We start from the raw sequence: 15,539 nt of genomic DNA, 5'->3' as shown, positions 1-15,539 counted from the left end.
CTCGGCGCGATGCGGCGCCGGGAGTGGATCCCGTACGTCCGTGTCCCGGCCGCCCTGTCCGGGATGCTGTTGCTGGTGTGGTTCCCGCTGATCAGCGGTCGGGTCGACGAGCGTTACCGGCTGGTCTCCGGGCTGTCGGCGGACGGCTTCCTGGCCCGCTGGCTGCTGATCACCGCCGTTCTGTTCGGCGGTTCGGCACTGCTGCTGGTGCTCCGGCTGCGCAGGGCGACGAAGCAGCGTCCGCCGGCCGCCCACTGACCCTCCACGTCGAGCCGCAGCGCGCGGGCGTACCGCAGCAGGGCCGGGGTGCCCAGCCGGGCCCACGGGAAGGGGACGCCGACGGTGCCCCGCCCGTCGGTGACATGGACCTGGACCCGCTCGTCCACGTCCGCGGGAACCGTCTCGGCGATCACCAGACCGCCCGGGGCGAGGAGCCGGGACACCCGGTCCAGCAGCGCGGGCGGGTCGCCGCCGATGCCGACGTTGCCGTCCATCAGCAGCGCGGTACCCCAGCGCCGCTCCGAGGGCAGCGGCTGGAAGACCGACCGCCGCAGGGCCCGGCCGCCCAGCCGCGCGGTGTGCGCGACCGCGGCCTCGCTGACGTCGATGCCGAGCGCGGTCCGGCCCCGGGCGGCGAGTTCCGCGACCAGCCGGCCCGGGCCGCAGCCCACGTCCAGCACGGCACCCTCGCAGCGGTCCAGGACGGTCAGATCCGCGTCGTCCGGGCGCGCACACCACCGCTCCACGTCCAGCGGGAGCAGCCAGCCGTCGGTGCGGCGCAGGAACAGCGGTCCGCGGCCGGTGCGCAGGGCGTGCACATAAGGATCGGCCGACCAGGGGAGCAAGGCGGGCTGTTCGGTGTCGTCGGGCCGGGCGATCTCGTACGGGGCGGTCATCGGCCGGTGGCCGCATGCAGTCGGGCCAGCTCCGCGGCGAACCGGCCGTGCGGCGCCAGCGCGGCCACCGCTTCGGCGTCGGCTGCCGTGTCGACGTCCCGCAGCAGGGGCAGATCCCGCACCCGGAGCCCGGCGGCGACGAGCCGGTCGCGCTGTACGGCGCCGGTGGCCGACGTCGACATCGGGACACCGCGCAGCAGCTCCGGGGCCGGCTCGGCGAGGCCGAGCGCCCAGAAGCCCCCGTCCTCCGCCGGACCGAAGTACGCGTCGCTGTCGGCGAAGTCCACGGTCAGCAGCTGCGGCGTCACCTGTGGCGTATCCATCCCGATCAGCAGGGCAGGGCCCTCGCACCCGGCGAAGGCGTCCGCGAGCCGCTCGTCCAGCCCGCCCGCACACTGCGGTACGACGTCGAAGCCGGACGGCAGCCAGGCGCCGGGGGTCCCGTCGAGCACCAGGACCCGCCGCCGGGCCGGCGCGGAGGCCACCGCACGCAGGGTGTCCACCAGGGCCGCCTCGGCCAGCACGGCCGCCTGAGCGGGGGTGAACGGGGGCGTCAGCCGCGTCTTGACCCGTCCGGGCCGCGGCTCCTTGGCGATGACGAGCAGCGTGGTCAACGGGCGCTCCCTCCCTGCGTGGACGGGGTGGTGCGCCCCTGTGTCGCGGGGGGTTCGGCCAGGACGCGGCGCATGTCCCGTACCGCCTGCCAGGTGCCCCGCCAGGTGCCCGTGACCTTGGACTCCCCGGTGCGGGGCAGATAGGGCACGTCGTGCTCGGCGATGCGCCAGCCCGCGTCGGCGGCGCGCACCACCATCTGGAGCGGATAGCCGCTGCGCCGGTCGGTGAGCCGGAGGCCGAGCAGCGCCTCGCGCCGGGCGGCGCGCAGCGGGCCCAGGTCGTGCAGCCGCAGGCCCGTGCGGCGGCGCAGCATCAGCGCCAGCGCGATGTTTCCCGCCCGGGCGTGCACCGGCCAGGCGCCCCGGCCCTGTGGCCGGCGCCGGCCCAGCACCAGGTCGGCCGCACCGCCGTGCACCTCGCGTACGAACGGGACGAGGAGCGAGGGATCGAGCGAGGCGTCGCAGTCGCAGAAGCACACGATGTCGGCACCGGCGGCGGTCAGTCCCGCGTGGCACGCCGCCCCGAACCCGCGCCGCGGTTCGTGGACGACGGTCGCGCCGAGCGCGCGGGCGAGGTCCGCCGAGCCGTCGGTGGAGCCGTTGTCCACGACGAGGGCACGCCATCCGGCAGGGATGCGCTCCAGGACCCAGGGCAGTGCGTCGGCCTCGTCGAGGCAGGGGAGGACCACGTCGACGGTCGGTGAGGGGGGAGGGGTCGTCACGGCTTTCACCCTACGAAGAGAAAACGGGCATATCGGGCTTCTGTTTCTTACGAAACGCGGACCTCAGGTCGCTGCCGCGGGGCGGGCCGCTCACTGGCCGCGCAGCCCGGACCGCGCGAACTCCCGCATGCCGTCCGCGAATCCGACCTCGGGCTTCCAACCGAGCTCGGACCGCAGTCGCGAGGAGTCCGCGGTGATGTGGCGGACGTCCCCCAGCCGGTACTCCCCGGTCACCACGGGCTCGGGCCCGCCGTACGCCGCGGCCAGCGCCCGCGCCATCTCCCCGACCGTGTGCGGTTCTCCGCTGCCGGTGTTGTACGCCACGAGCGCGCCCGGCGGGCAAGCCGCCTGAAGCGCCGCCACGTTGGCCGCCGCCACGTCCCGGACGTGGACGAAGTCCCGCCGCTGGCGGCCGTCCTCGAACACGCCCGGGGCCTCGCCCCGGGCGAGCGCCGAGCGGAAGAAGGCGGCGACCCCGGCGTACGGCGTGTCGCGGGGCATCCGGGGCCCGTACACGTTGTGGTACCGCAGGGACACCGCCGACCCGCCCGTGACCCGCGCCCACGCCGCCGCCAGATGTTCCTGGGCGAGCTTCGTCGTCGCGTAGACATTGCGCGGATCGACCGGCGCGTCCTCGCCGACCAGCCCGGGCGACAACTCCGCACCGCACGCGGGGCACCGGGGTTCGAAGCGTCCCGCCGTCAGATCGGCGACCGCCCGGGGCCCGGGCCGCACCACTCCGTGCCGGGCGCAGTCGTACCGTCCCTCGCCGTACACCACCATCGATCCCGCCAGGACGATCCGCGGGACGCCCGCGTCGGCCATGGCCGTCAGCAGTACGGCCGTACCGAGGTCGTTGCGCGAGACGTACTCCACGGCGTCGGCGAACCCGGACCCCAGCCCGACCATCGCGGCCTGATGGCTCACGGCGTCGACACCGGACAGGGCGCGGCGTACCGCATCGAGGTCCCGCACGTCCGAACCGGGGTCCGTACGCACGTCGTACACGACGGGTTCGTGCCCGCCCGCCGCCAGTGCCTCGACCACATGGGACCCGATGAACCCGGCACCGCCGGTGACCAGTACTCGCATGGTCACACGCTAGGTCGGCAGGACCCCCGCCCAGTCGCTCCGCGCCCGGCACGTCACAGGTCCGTAAGGCCGACAGCAGACGTGAGGGGCCCGGCGCCACAATCGCGCCGGGCCCCTCACCACCAGGTTCGCTGCGCGCTTACGCGCCGCTCTCCCGCAGCATGTCCTCACGCTCGACGATCTTCACGCGCTCCCGGCCCTGCGGCTCGCCCAGGGCCTTCTCCGCGGCGTCCAGCTTGTGCCAGCCCTCCCACGTCGTGAAGCGGACATTGCGCTCCGTGAGGAACGCGTCCACGGCCTCGGGAGCCGGCGCCGACGGGGTGTGCAGACGGCTGTTGGCGAAGTCGTCCAGGAGGTTGGACACCGTCTCGTTGGCGTCGCCCTTGGTGTGGCCGATGAGGCCGACCGGGCCGCGCCGGATCCAGCCGGTCACGTACACCGACTGCAGATGCGAGCCGCTCTCCTCGATGACCCGGCCGCCCTCGTCCGGGACCGTGCCCGAGTCGATGTCCCAGGGCAGCTTGGGCAGCTTGTCCGACAGGTAGCCGACCGCGCGGTAGACCGCGGTGACATCCCAGTCGGTGAACTTGCCGGTGCCCTTGACGTTGCCGGTGCCGTCCAGCTCGGTGCGCTCCGTGCGCAGGCCGACGACCTTGCCGTCCTCGCCCAGGACCTCCGTCGGCGACTCGAAGAAGTGCAGGAAGAGCTTGTGCGGCCGGTCGCCGACGTCGCGGATCGCCCAGTTCTCCAGGGTCTTGGCGACCATGTCGGCCTGCTTGTTGCCGCGCCGCGTCTCGATCGAGCCCTCGTCGTAGTCGATGTCCTCGGGATCGACGATGACCTCGATGTTGGGGGAGTGGTTCAGCTCGCGCAGTTCCATCGGGCTGAACTTGGCCTGCGCCGGGCCGCGGCGGCCGAAGACGTGGATCTCCTTGGCCGGGTTGGCCTTGAGGCCGTCGTAGACGTTCGCCGGTATCTCGGTGGGCAGCAGCTCGTCCGCGGTCTTGGCGAGGATGCGCGCGATGTCGAGGGCCACGTTGCCGACGCCCAGCACGGCGACCTTCTCCGCCTGAAGCGGCCAGGTGCGCGGCACGTCCGGGTGACCGTCGTACCAGGAGACGAAGTCCGCGGCGCCGTAGGAGCCGTCCAGCTCGATGCCCGGGATGGGCAGGGCCCGGTCGGCTGTGGCGCCGGTGGAGAAGATCACGGCATCGTAGAACGAGCGCAGGTCGTCCAGGTTGATGTCGGTCGGGTAGTCGACGTTGCCGAAGAGACGGATCTGCGGCTTGTCGAGCACCTGGTGGAGGGCGGTGACGATGCCCTTGATTCTGGGGTGGTCGGGGGCGACGCCGTAACGGATCAGACCGAACGGCGCGGGCATCCGCTCGAAGAGGTCGATGGACACACCGGGTTCGGCGGCCACGTCGGACTTGAGCAGTGCGTCGGCGGCGTAGATCCCGGCGGGGCCGGCTCCGACAATGGCTACCCGCAGAGGGCGGGGCATGATCAGGTTCCCTTCGAGCGGTGACGTGCGACTCGAGGGGAAGCCTAAGCTGAGGCAAGCCTAACCTGGTACGCGGGTCCGTTCTATGAGCTCATAAGCTGACCTTATGGGTCTCATAAGGTCTCCTCGGGGGGCCGTCGAGGCGCCCCCGCGCCGCCGGTCCGCGCCGACCCACCGTAGTGTTTTGCTTCTGCCTGTGGTGGTGAAGGAGAGCCGCGGTGGCATGCCGCATCTTGATCTGTTGTCGACGTTCCTGGAGATCTACCGGGCGGGATCGCTGTCCGCGGCGGCTCAGCGGCTCGGGGTGACCCAGCCGGCCGTCACCGGTCAGCTCGCCCGGCTCGAGGAGCAGATCGGTGAGCCCCTGTTCGTCCGTACGCACAAGGGCGTCACCCCGACCCAGCGGGCAGCCGCGCTGGCGTCCCGCATCGGCGTGCACGTGGACGGGCTGCGCGAGGCCCTGCACCCGGCCGATGCCGAACCGCCCCTGCGGGGCACCGTGCGGATCGGCGGAGCGGCCGAGGTGATGACGCTGCGCGTGCTGCCGGTGCTGGCCGGGCTGGCCCGCCGCGGTGTGACTGTCCACGTGACCCTCGGGCTGGCCGACGACCTGCTCTCCCAGCTGGTCAACGACCGGCTCGACCTGGTCGTCTCGGCGGTACGGCCCTCTCGTGCGGCGGTGCTCGCGGTTCCGCTCGTGGACGAGGAGTTCGTCCTGGTCGCCCCGCCCGCGATGGCCCACACGATCGACGCCGGCCGCCTGAGAACGGAGCCGGTGGCCGCACTGGCGCATCTGCCGCTGGTCGCGTACGCCGAGGAACTGCCCATCGTGCGCCGCTACTGGCGCAGCGAGTTCGGGCGGCGGCCGCCGAATCCCGTGGCCATGGTCGTCGCCGATCTCAGGGCCGTTCTCGCGGCAGTGGTCGCGGGTGCCGGAATCTCCGTGCTGCCGCGGTACATCGCCGCACCGGCGCTCGCTGCCGGGGAGGTCGTGCAGCTGCACCACCCGGAGGTGGCGCCGCTCAACACCCTGTACCTGGCGGTACGGCGGGGCGCTCCGGCGGGCCCCGCCGTCACCGTGCTGCGCGACCATCTCCAGCAGGCCGCGCGCCAGTGGAACACCCTGTGACCGCTACTCGGCCACGCCGCCCGGGGTGAGCACGACCTTGCCGACGACGGTGCCGGACTCGGCGTGCCGCAGCGCGGCGGCCGCCTGCCGGAGCGGGTAGACCCGGTCGATCCTGGCCTCGATCGCCCCGGACCTGAGCAGGTCGAAGATCTGCGTGAGGTCTTCGCGCAGCTCCGCCCGGTACTGCCGCGGATGCCGCGCCTTGCCGGCCCACAGGTTGAAGAAGTGCGCGCTGCGGCCGTTGGGCAGCGCGTTCCACACCGCGAGCCGGGCGACGAGCTTCAGAACCGTGATCGTCCCGTTGCCGGCCTGGTCGCGGGTCGAGGCACTGCCGTAGGAGACGAGGGTGCCGCCGGGGGCGAGCATCCGCCAGGAGTCCTCGATGCCCTTGCCGCCCACGTGGTCGAAGACGGCGGCCACGCCGTCGGACGCCAGCTCGCGGACGCGGGCGGGGATGTCGCCGCGGTAGTCCACCGGGAGCGCACCCATGCCGGCGACGGCCTGCTGGTTACGGGCCGAGGCAGTGCCGATGACGGTGATGCCGTTGCTGCGGGCCAGCTGCACCAGCACGCTGCCGACGCCGCCGTTGGCCCCGTGCACCACGATGGTGTCGCCCGGGCGGACCTTCGCCGTGCGGTAGAGCATGCGCCACGCGGTCGCGCCGTTGGTGACCAGTGTCTCGGCCTCCGCCGCGGTCACCCCGTCGGGGACCGGCACCAGATCCGCCGCGTCCAGCAGGACGTGGTCGGCCCATCCGCCGGTCTTGGTGAGAGCGGCGACCCGCTGCCCGACGGACAGCCCGGGCTGGTCGGGCACCGGCGGGCCCAGCTGCTCGACGACGCCGACCAGGTCGTAGCCGGGCACGAAGGGGAACTTCGGCATGTCGTAGTACTTGCCGCGTCGCATCTGCTGCTCGGCGAAGGTCACACCGCTGGCTTCCATCCGGACCACGGCCTGGCCGGGGCCGGGCTGGGGCAGCTCGCGCACACGGACTTCGAGGCTCTCGGGTTCTCCGACGCCGGGCAGGACGACTTCGGTGGCTTGCATGACTGGCTCCTTCTGTAGATGTGTGGTCAACCACTCACTAGTGAGGCCTGGGAAAGGGCGGCTGTCGGTCCGCAGAGACCGGACGGCCGCCCGGGCGGGGTCGGTCAGTAGTGCGTGATGCCCGCCGCCAGGGTGCGGGTCCAGGGCGCGTCGACGGACTCGGCGTCGATGGAGACGATCAGATGGCAGAGCATGCCGGTGGCGAAGAACTGCTGGATCTGCTCCTCGCTGCCACCGGACGCGCCACGGACGTACTCGACCGCGCGGGCGTACCCGGCCCTGACCGCCTCCCTGACGGCGGGCTCGGAGATGGCCGCCGCCTGGGCGTGCAGCTGCACCAGCAGCAGGTCGTTGTTGCTGATGAGGCGGGCGTAGGCGTCACCCATCGACTCGAGCACGGCCTCGGGAGCGCTGCTGCGGGCCTCGGCCGCTCCGCCTTCGAGGGCTGCGCGCACCTGGGCGAAGCAGTGCTCGACGACCGCGGTGAACAACGCCTCCTTGTTCGGGAAGAGCCGGTAGACGTAGGCCTGCGAGATGCCCGCCGCCTTGGCCACTTCCGTGGTGGTGGTGCCGAAGTAGCCGCGGGCCGCGAACGCGCCGATGGCGGTGCGCAGGACCGTCTCGCGGCGTTCCTCGGCGGTGGAGAGTCGGCGCTGTTCCGTCTTCATGTGAGTACTTAATCACTCACACTTTGGGGTGTCAACGCCCTTAGTCACTCATCTTTCTCGGGGCAAGACGGAGGACATAACTTTCCTAATGCCTTTCGCGTGCAGTTTAAAGTCCTCTGATGGACCATGTTCCGCATGTCGAAGATTCTGATGGTCATTTCGAGCGCGAACAGCATGCAGCTGGCCGACGGCTCCACCCACCCCACCGGTTACTGGGCAGAGGAGGTCGCCGCCTCCCACGAGGTGCTCACCGCCGCCGGTGCCGAGGTTTCGATCGCCACGCCGGGCGGCGACCGGCCGACGGTCGACGCCCTCAGCCTGGACGAGCGCGGCGGGGTGGCGGAGGCCGACGCGCAGCGGTTCCGTGCCTACCTCGACGGCATCGCCGAGCAGCTGTCCGCGCCGCTCTCCCTCGCCGAGGTGCGGGCCGGCGACTACGACGCGATCTACATCCCCGGCGGCCACGCCCCCATGGCCGACCTCGCCACGGACGCCGACCTCGGCCGGCTGCTCGACGAGGCCGACGCCTCGGGCCGGACGGTGGCGGCCCTGTGCCACGGCGTGGCCGCGCTGCTCAGCGCCGACCGGCCGGACGGCGGCTTCACGTTCGCCGGCCGCACCCTGACCTCGTTCACCGACGAGGAGGAGCGCCAGGGCGGTCTGGGCGACAACACGCCCTACTACGTGGAGAGCAGGCTGCGTGAGCGCGGTGCCGTGGTCGAGGCCGGACCCGCGTGGAGCAACACGGTGGTGCAGGACGGCAACCTGATCACCGGTCAGAACCCCCAGTCCAGCAGGGCCACGGCCGAGGCCGTACTGAAGACCCTCGCCGACTGACCGCCGGGCCGCGCCCGCTCGGGCGCGGTTCAGCCCTGCTCCGGCGTTCGGGCCGACAGCTCTCGGTTCAGGCACTGGGCCAGACGGGCCGCGATGCTTCCGTCGGGATCGAGGCGGGGGTTGAAGATCGTGACGTCGAGTCCGGCGGCCCGTTCGTCGGCCAGGGCCGTGTGCAGCACCTGCTCCAGCTCCGCCCAGCTCAGCCCGCCGGGCAGGCGGTAGTCGACGGCAGGCATGACCGCGTCGTCCAGGACGTCGACGTCGAGGTGGATCCAGTAGCCGGGTCCCGGTATGCCGGTGAGCCGGTCGACGGCCTCGCGAGCGGCCGTGGCAGCGCCCACCGCACGCACGCCGTCGAGGTCGATCGCGTGCAGCGCGGGCGGCAGCGGCTGCATTCCGAACACGGCGGCCTCGGCGGCGTCGCGGAAGCCGAGGGCGACGACGTCCTCGTCCTGCACCAGGGGTCGGCGGCCTTCGAGGTCGGTGAGCGGCCGGGGCCCGTGACCCGTGGCCAGGGCGAGGTCCATCGAGGCCGCCTCGCCCACCGGTTCCGCTTCCGGCTGGTAGAAGTCGCTGTGGCCGTCGAGGAACAGCAGCCCGGGGCGTCCGCGCCGCTTGAGGGCGAGGAGCGCGCCGAGCAGGATGCTGCAGTCGCCGCCGAGGACGACGGGGAAGCGGCCGGCGTCGAGGACACCGGCGATCGCGTCGGCGAGCCGGACGGAGTACTCCGCGATTGCGGAGCTGTTGATGACTCCGGTGTCGGGATCCCGTCCGGGGACATAGGCCGGCGGTTCGACCCGGCCGGCCCGCACCGCCCCGAGGTGGTCCAGCAGCCCGGCGTCGAGCAGGGCCGCCGGCAGCTCCTGCACGCCGGTCGGCCGCAGTCCCAGCACGGACGGCGCCTCGATGATCGCCAGTTCCTGCACGTCACAGCCCCTTCGCCGATGGACGGCGGCCCCACACCCATCGTCCCGCAGAACGCGGCCCACGCCCAGCCGACCGGCGTCAGCCGGCCTCCCCGTCACGTCGGCAGTACAGGAACAACTGGGGCTCCGGCATGGCATCGGGGTGAGCGGGAGTGAACAGCGCCTCGTCCTGCCGGAGCACCCTCAGGCCCGCCTCGTACGCAGCCCCGATCGCGTCGAACACGGCAGCGCGCGCGGCCGGTGGTCCCCGTCGGTCACGATGCTTCCCTTCGCCACGCGTGCGGCCGGTGTCGCGCATCGTTCCACCCATGACCTGTGGTGACAACGGGGGTTACGGCAGTCCCGGGGCCGTGCGCGGCTTGCGGCCGTAGCCGGGGTCACGGCAGGGTTCGGTGGCGTGACCACCTTGCTGATCGTGCATCACACGCCGTCGCCCAACTGTCAGGCGATGCTCGAGGCCGTCATCTCCGGTGCGACGACCCCGGAGATCGAGAACGTCCGGGTCGAGCGACGGGCGGCACTGTCCGCGACGGCGTCCGACGTGCTGTCCGCCGACGGGTATCTGCTGGGCACACCGGCGAACCTCGGCTACATGTCCGGCGCCCTCAAGCACTTCTTCGACCAGGTCTACTACCCCTGCCTCGACGAGACACGGGGGAGGCCCTTCGGCTACTACGTGCACGGCGGCAGCGATGTCACCGGAGCGGTGCGCGGCATCGAGTCGATCACGACCGGCCTGGGCTGGCGGCGTACCGCCGACGCGGTGACCGTGACGGGCGAGCCGGACCGGGCCGACATCCAGGCGTGCTGGGAACTGGGGGCGACGGTGGCCGCCGGACTCATGGAGCCGTGACGATCGGCCACCCGTCAGCCGCCAGGTCATTCCGTGACCCGACTCGCCTCGGCCACCGGTCGCGGCGCCGGGTACCGGTCCGCCACCTGCACCATCAACAGCAGGAGCAGCGCGGCGAGCGAGGCCAGCGACGCGCACATCGCGGTGAGGCCGGCGCTCCAGGGCGGCGCCAGTGTGATGTGCAGGGCCCGGGACAGCCCGGCCGAGTGGATCCTGCCCTCGAGCAGCCCGGCCGCCGCCAGCGTCGCAGGCAGGGTCACACCCGCCATCAGCATCGGCACCGTGGTCCGAAGAGCCAGCAGGACGGCCAGCACCACGCACGCGCCGGACGCCCCGAGTGTGGCGACGTAGATGCTGGAGGTCGTGCCCTGACGGTGCAGCGGGAAGCACGCGGCGCCGCACACGACGAGGGCTGCAGCGGCCAGCCAACTCGGCCAGAAGACAGGTCGCTTGGGCGGGGCAGGGGGACGGTCGCGCCGTATTCGGACGGTTCGCCTTCCGCGAAGCCCGAGGGTGAGTTTGCCGTCCGCCGCCGGGAACACCTCGGGGGCGGGCGCGAGGGCGGCGCTCGCCATCGCGTCCTGTGCGGCGGACCCGGATATCTGCTCCGGCTGAACCCCGTACGGTTCCCGCACCTGTTGCTGGGCCAGCCGTCCGATGAGCTCCACGAGTTCCTCGACCGGCCGGCCCGTGGCGGCCGCCCGCACCGCTGCCTGTCCGCAGTGCGGCTCCAACGGCGTCTGGTGCAGCAACGCCATCAGACGTGTGACGTCCTCGACGCACCGGCCCTCGACCGCCGCGCGGATGGTTTCGTCCGCGCTGTCGGCCTCACGCGGCGGCCGGGTCAGTTCGGCGACCAGCCGGGCGACGTCGTCCACCGAGCGGGTCACCGCGACGGCCCTCAGAACGGCGACGACCGTCTGTGCGTACTCGGGTGACTCCTCCATCAGCGTGACGAGCCGGACGACTTCCTCCAGCGGCCGAGCGCTGACGGCGGCACGGACGAGGTCGAGGACCGGATCGCCGTACGCCCCTGTGCCCACGTCGCCCTCCTCGGCCTGGGGTGCCGTGGGGAGTCGGGGAGGGCCAGCGTCGGAGGGCCGTGTGGGACCGGCGGGCCCGGTGCTCTCCTCGGGGCCCGGGCCGACGGCCGAGGCCGGGCCGAACGCAGAGGCCGGCCCGATTGCCGGGGTGGTTCCGGACAGCGGTGCCGCCGAGGGGATCGCCTCGGTGAAGGCTATGGCGGGCTGATTCGACTGGGATGGTGAAGAGCGGGTGGTCATCCTGGGCTCCATGGGAGAGGGGCGGCCGCTCCTGCGCTGCCGAAGCGCGACGCGCGTTGTTCCGTCCCATTCCTAAGGGCCCGTCGACTGCCTCGCCACTCGGGTGCGGCGACCGTGTGACGCCCCGTCGTCGGATGCCTGTGTGGCCGGATCTGTGGCCGAAGCCACGCCGCCGAAGAGGTCCAGGCCATGTCGTGCCGACCTGGACGCGGGCTACCGTTGCAGAACCCCTGCTCGCAATCACTTCGGACGGCCCGGCAGTGCTCGTAGACCTCTCCCCGCTCATCGCGGCGACCACCCAGTGGCTGACCGGCGCCTACCCGGCGTCCGGCGGTGCCCTCGCCTCCGCTCTGTGCGAGGTGCAGGCACGGCAGGCCGTGACCGTCGCGGCGTGGCTGCGGTATCCGACGCAGATGGACGCCGCGCTGGTCGGGATGGCCGGGCCCGGAGGCTCCGCGCGGCTCGACTGGATCACCGGTGCGGACACGGACGGGGGCGAGGACCCGGCGGGCGACGCCTGGCGGACCTGGGTGGACGAGGTCGTGGCGAGCTGGGCGGCCTGCCTGCTCACGGACACCGAGCTGGCCGGCCTTGCGGTGGCCGCGCTCGCCGACGGCGGACACACCGCGGGCACGCCGGTCGAGTTCCGGCGCCTGGTCGCGCCCGACGAGAAGGACCGCCAGGCGGCGGCCCTTCTCCGACACCCCGACCTACTCGCGCCCGTGGCCGAGCTTCACCAGACCCTCCTGCTGGACCGCCTGGGACCGGGACAGGCACTCACCGCCTGAGGCCGGCCTGGCGGTGACGCCTTGTGCGGTCGGCCGGGGCAGGCAGCTCGGCGTCTGAGCCGCCCCTGGTGGTGAGGCCGTGTGTGGGTCGGCCGGGAGCAGGGCACCGTCGGACGCACACCCCGTGATGACGACGCCTGTGAGGCGACCCGCGTCGTCAGTCCGGCTTGCCGCGTCCGGTCAGTGCGTCACGTACCCGGTCGACCAGTCCGGCCCCCGGCGCCAGCAGCTTGTTCAGCGGAGGCTTGTCCGGGGCCATCGGATGCGGACGGGTCGGCGCCAGCATCTTCGCCTGGCGGACCTTGTCGCCCAGGTCGTCGAGCGCCTGCGGCGGACACGCGGCGCGCAGCTTGGGGAACAGGTTCTGTTCCTCGTCGGCCACGTGCGCGCGGATCTCGCTCATCAGCAGGCCGATGATGCGGTTGAACTCCGGATCGTCTGCCTCGCAGCTCTCCAGGTCCTTCATCAGCTGCTCGGCCCTGGAATGGTCCTCGATCTCCTTGTCGGCCAGGGCGTCCCCGTCGGGTACGTGCTCCCGGACCGCGGGGTAGAGATACGCCTCCTCGGCCACCGAGTGCCGTACCAGCTCCATCGTGACCTGGTCGGCGTGGAGCTTGCGGTCCTTGTCGCCGGGCGGCAGCCCCTCGATCTGGCCGAAGAGCTCCTCGACCTCCCGGTGATCGGTCACCAGCTCGTCGATGACGTTTCCCTCATGTGGCATGTCCATCGCCTCCAGCGTGGCTTCGGCGGTTCCGGATGACTCCCGCCACGGCCTCCGAGTGCCCTGCACCCGGGGGGGCCAACCCGCTCGGTCCGCGCCTCACGCCCGCCAGCTGTACCGCCGCTCGGGCCGCCCTGCCACCCCGTACCGCAGCGACACCTCGGCGTTGCCGGTCGTGTGGAAGTACTCCAGATAACGGCGCGCGCTCACCCGGGAGACGCCGGTCAGGGAGGCGCACTCGGTGGCCGAGAGCGTGCCGTCGGCGGAGCGCAGGGCGCGTTCGACCAGGTCGGCGGTCTCGACGCTCATCCCCTTGGGCAGCGCACCGCCGGCCGGCGCCGGCGCGCTCGCCCCGGCCAGGACCCGGTCGACATCGGCCTGACCGCGTACGACGGTGGCCAGCAGGCGCCCGCGCTGGGCGACGTAGCGCTCCAGGCGGGCCCGCAGGTCCTCGAACTCGAAGGGCTTGAGGAGGTAGTCGACCACGCCGTGCCGTACGGCGCCGCGCACTGTGTCCGCCTCCCGCGCGGCGCTGATGACCATGACGTCGCAGTCGTGGCCGGCGGTGCGCAGCCGTGGGATGACGTCCAGGCCGAAGATGTCCGGCAAATACAGGTCGAGCAGCACGAGGTCGGGGCGCAGTTCGTCCACGGCGTCGATGGCCTGCTCGCCGCTGCTGGCGACGCCGACGACCCGGAACGGCGGGACCCGTTCGACGAAGGTGCGATGGACCCGGGCCACCATGAAGTCGTCGTCGACGACGAGGACGTCGATCGCGTCCCCCGTACCGGACGGTTCCGTCGTGCTGGTCATCGGCCCGCTCCTTCCGCCACCGCGTCGGTGAGGTGGCTGACGGTCATGCGTGCGGTGAACAGGGCACCGTCGGGGGTGTTGGTCACCGAGATCTCGCCGCCGTGCCGCTCGCAGACCAGCCGGGTCAGCGCCAGGCCGATGCCGCGCTCGCCCTTCTGGGCGGCCTTGGTGGTGAAACCGTGCGAGAACACCTCCCGCGCGAGGTCGGGCGCAACACCGGGTCCGGAGTCCCGTACCGCGATCTCGACGGTGGAGGCGTCCTGCCGCAGTTCGACCTCGACCCAGGCCCCGCGGTCACCGCCGTCGCCCGCTGCGGCCGCGTCCACGGCGTTGTCGACGAGATTGCCGACCACCGTGGCCACATCGGCGGCGTCCTCCGGGGCGAGCCGGCCGAGTGCGGTGTCGTCCGAGATCCGCAGGCGGACCTTGCGTTCGGCGGCCTGGGAGAACTTGGCCATGAGCAGGGCGGCCACGGCCGTGTCGCGTACGCGGCGGCTGAGCGTGACGTCCAGCGACTGGCGGCGCTGGTTCAGCGCGCGGATGTAGCGCACCACCTCGTCCTGTTCCCCGATCTGGATCAGCCCGGAGATGGTGTGCAGCTGGTTGGCGAACTCGTGCGCCTGCGCGCGCAGCAACTCCGAGGAACTGCGGAAGGAGCCGATCTCCCGCTCCAGCCGGGCCAGTTCGGTGCGGTCCCGCAGCGTGGTGACCGAGCCGAGGAGCCGGCCGTCCTTGGTCACCGTCATCCGGTTCATCACCAGGACCCGGTCGTGCCGGATGACGACCTCGTCGCGCTTGTCGGCCGGGCCCTGAAGGTCTCCGGCCAGCACGTCCCGCAGCCGCCCCTCGACGCCCAGGTCGGCCAGGCTCCGGCCCACGCAGTCCTCGGGCAGGTCGAGCAGGCGCCGGCCCATCTCGTTCACCAGGGTGAGCCGGTGCTGCGGGTCCAGGGCGATGACGCCCTCGGCGATCCCGTACAGCATCGCCTCACGATGCTCGGCCAGTCCGGTGATCTCGCGCGGCTCCAGGCCGAGGGTCTGCCGTTTGACCCGCCGGGCCAGCAACAGGGAGCCGGCCAGACCGAGACCGCTGGCGACGCCCAGGTAGGCGAGCAGATAGGAGGAGGCACCGCTGAGCCGCTGCCACACCGTCGGAGAGGCCTCGCCGATCATCACCGTGCCCAGCTGCCGCCCGAGGTTCTCCCGCGCGGCCCCGAGCACCGGCACCTGCGCCACGAGTTCCCGTACGCCGTCCACCTCCAGCTCCCCGGACCAGCCGCGCCCCGCGACGGCGCCCTCGCCCAGCGGCAGCGCGTCGCCGATCACGGTGGGATTCGTGGAGCTGACGATCCGGCCGTCCGCGTCGGCCACCGTCACCGAGGTCACCCCGGACTGGGACTGCGTGGAGTTGACCAGTGGCGCCAGGGCCTCCCGCGGCAGCGGCGCCACGAGCTGGCTGCGCACCAGGGGATTGGCGGCCAACTGCTCGGCCAGCGCGCTCACCCGGCGACCCTCGACCCGGTTGAAGGTCGCCTCCGACTGGGCGAGCGAGACCGCGGCGACCGCCAGCAGCACCACCACGACGATGGCGAGCTGAAGCACCAGCATCTCGCCTGCAAGGGTCTGGCGACGGAAAGTGGCGACCAC

Annotated in this window: 16 protein-coding genes; 4 read left to right on the top strand and 12 right to left on the bottom strand. The window is 72.4% G+C overall.

The genetic code is table 11. The annotated features are described in order from the left end of the window. Positions 1-113: 113 nt before the first annotated feature. The 5 genes from ACKTSN_RS02655 to ACKTSN_RS02635 all read right to left on the bottom strand — a co-directional run bounded on the left by ACKTSN_RS02655 (position 114) and on the right by ACKTSN_RS02635 (position 4,828). On the bottom strand, positions 114-896 hold the full coding sequence (locus tag ACKTSN_RS02655) for a class I SAM-dependent methyltransferase (protein ID WP_409467588.1): 783 nt from the start codon (positions 894-896) through the stop codon (positions 114-116). Further along, positions 893-1,510 (bottom strand): TIGR04282 family arsenosugar biosynthesis glycosyltransferase, encoded by a 618-nt coding sequence (locus tag ACKTSN_RS02650; RefSeq protein ID WP_409467587.1) that lies wholly within the window; start codon positions 1,508-1,510, stop codon positions 893-895. Before ACKTSN_RS02650 ends, ACKTSN_RS02655 begins: the two co-directional genes overlap by 4 nt. Further along, positions 1,507-2,241, bottom strand: a complete 735-nt coding sequence (locus tag ACKTSN_RS02645) for a glycosyltransferase family 2 protein (protein ID WP_409467586.1) — start codon at positions 2,239-2,241, stop codon at positions 1,507-1,509. Before ACKTSN_RS02645 ends, ACKTSN_RS02650 begins: the two co-directional genes overlap by 4 nt. An 81-nt stretch (positions 2,242-2,322) precedes the next feature. Continuing rightward, entirely contained in the window at positions 2,323-3,324 is a 1,002-nt protein-coding gene (locus ACKTSN_RS02640; RefSeq protein WP_409467585.1) for an NAD-dependent epimerase/dehydratase family protein, read from the bottom strand. Between the two features lie 139 nt (positions 3,325-3,463). Further along, positions 3,464-4,828, bottom strand: coding sequence for an FAD-dependent oxidoreductase (locus ACKTSN_RS02635; RefSeq protein ID WP_409467584.1), 1,365 nt, complete (start codon positions 4,826-4,828; stop codon positions 3,464-3,466). A 223-nt stretch (positions 4,829-5,051) separates the two neighbouring features. Between ACKTSN_RS02635 and ACKTSN_RS02630 the strand changes: the two genes are divergently transcribed. Continuing rightward, positions 5,052-5,957, top strand: coding sequence for a LysR family transcriptional regulator (locus tag ACKTSN_RS02630; RefSeq protein WP_409467583.1), 906 nt, complete (start codon positions 5,052-5,054; stop codon positions 5,955-5,957). Between the two features lie 3 nt (positions 5,958-5,960). Here ACKTSN_RS02630 and ACKTSN_RS02625 read toward each other — a convergent pair whose 3' ends face one another. After that, complete coding sequence (locus tag ACKTSN_RS02625; RefSeq protein WP_409467582.1) at positions 5,961-7,004, bottom strand: medium chain dehydrogenase/reductase family protein; 1,044 nt, start codon at positions 7,002-7,004, stop codon at positions 5,961-5,963. A 104-nt stretch (positions 7,005-7,108) separates the two neighbouring features. Beyond that, positions 7,109-7,672, bottom strand: a complete 564-nt coding sequence (locus tag ACKTSN_RS02620; protein ID WP_409467581.1) for a TetR/AcrR family transcriptional regulator — start codon at positions 7,670-7,672, stop codon at positions 7,109-7,111. Between the two features lie 135 nt (positions 7,673-7,807). Here ACKTSN_RS02620 and ACKTSN_RS02615 point away from each other — a divergent pair, with 135 nt between their 5' ends. Then, positions 7,808-8,509, top strand: a complete 702-nt coding sequence (locus ACKTSN_RS02615; RefSeq protein ID WP_409467580.1) for a type 1 glutamine amidotransferase domain-containing protein — start codon at positions 7,808-7,810, stop codon at positions 8,507-8,509. A gap of 29 nt (positions 8,510-8,538) precedes the next feature. On the opposite strand, the gene ACKTSN_RS02610 is transcribed toward ACKTSN_RS02615, so the two are convergent. Next, on the bottom strand, positions 8,539-9,435 hold the full coding sequence (locus tag ACKTSN_RS02610; RefSeq protein WP_409467579.1) for an arginase family protein: 897 nt from the start codon (positions 9,433-9,435) through the stop codon (positions 8,539-8,541). A gap of 397 nt (positions 9,436-9,832) precedes the next feature. On the opposite strand from ACKTSN_RS02610, the gene ACKTSN_RS02605 reads away from it, so the two are divergent. Next, positions 9,833-10,288: a flavodoxin family protein gene (locus ACKTSN_RS02605; protein ID WP_409467578.1), complete on the top strand. Its 456-nt coding sequence runs from the start codon at positions 9,833-9,835 to the stop codon at positions 10,286-10,288. 26 nt (positions 10,289-10,314) lie between these two features. Here ACKTSN_RS02605 and ACKTSN_RS02600 read toward each other — a convergent pair whose 3' ends face one another. After that, positions 10,315-11,571, bottom strand: coding sequence for a hypothetical protein (locus ACKTSN_RS02600; RefSeq protein WP_409467577.1), 1,257 nt, complete (start codon positions 11,569-11,571; stop codon positions 10,315-10,317). A 260-nt stretch (positions 11,572-11,831) separates the two neighbouring features. Between ACKTSN_RS02600 and ACKTSN_RS02595 the strand changes: the two genes are divergently transcribed. Further along, complete coding sequence (locus ACKTSN_RS02595) at positions 11,832-12,359, top strand: hypothetical protein (protein ID WP_409467576.1); 528 nt, start codon at positions 11,832-11,834, stop codon at positions 12,357-12,359. A gap of 157 nt (positions 12,360-12,516) precedes the next feature. On the opposite strand, the gene ACKTSN_RS02590 is transcribed toward ACKTSN_RS02595, so the two are convergent. The 3 genes from ACKTSN_RS02590 to ACKTSN_RS02580 all read right to left on the bottom strand — a co-directional run bounded on the left by ACKTSN_RS02590 (position 12,517) and on the right by ACKTSN_RS02580 (position 15,539). Further along, positions 12,517-13,080 carry a hemerythrin domain-containing protein gene (locus ACKTSN_RS02590; protein WP_409474715.1) on the bottom strand — a complete coding sequence of 188 codons (564 nt, stop codon included), beginning with the start codon at positions 13,078-13,080 and terminating at the stop codon, positions 12,517-12,519. Between the two features lie 99 nt (positions 13,081-13,179). Beyond that, entirely contained in the window at positions 13,180-13,893 is a 714-nt protein-coding gene (locus tag ACKTSN_RS02585) for a response regulator (protein ID WP_409467575.1), read from the bottom strand. Then, on the bottom strand, positions 13,890-15,539 hold the full coding sequence (locus tag ACKTSN_RS02580) for a sensor histidine kinase (protein ID WP_409474714.1): 1,650 nt from the start codon (positions 15,537-15,539) through the stop codon (positions 13,890-13,892). The genes ACKTSN_RS02585 and ACKTSN_RS02580 overlap by 4 nt, the downstream gene beginning before the upstream one ends.

Source organism: Streptomyces flavusporus (assembly GCF_046267975.1).
Lineage (GTDB): Bacteria > Actinomycetota > Actinomycetes > Streptomycetales > Streptomycetaceae > Streptomyces > Streptomyces flavusporus.
The sequence above is the reverse complement of the archived record's forward strand: the minus strand, read 5'-3'. Positions and strand labels throughout refer to the sequence as shown.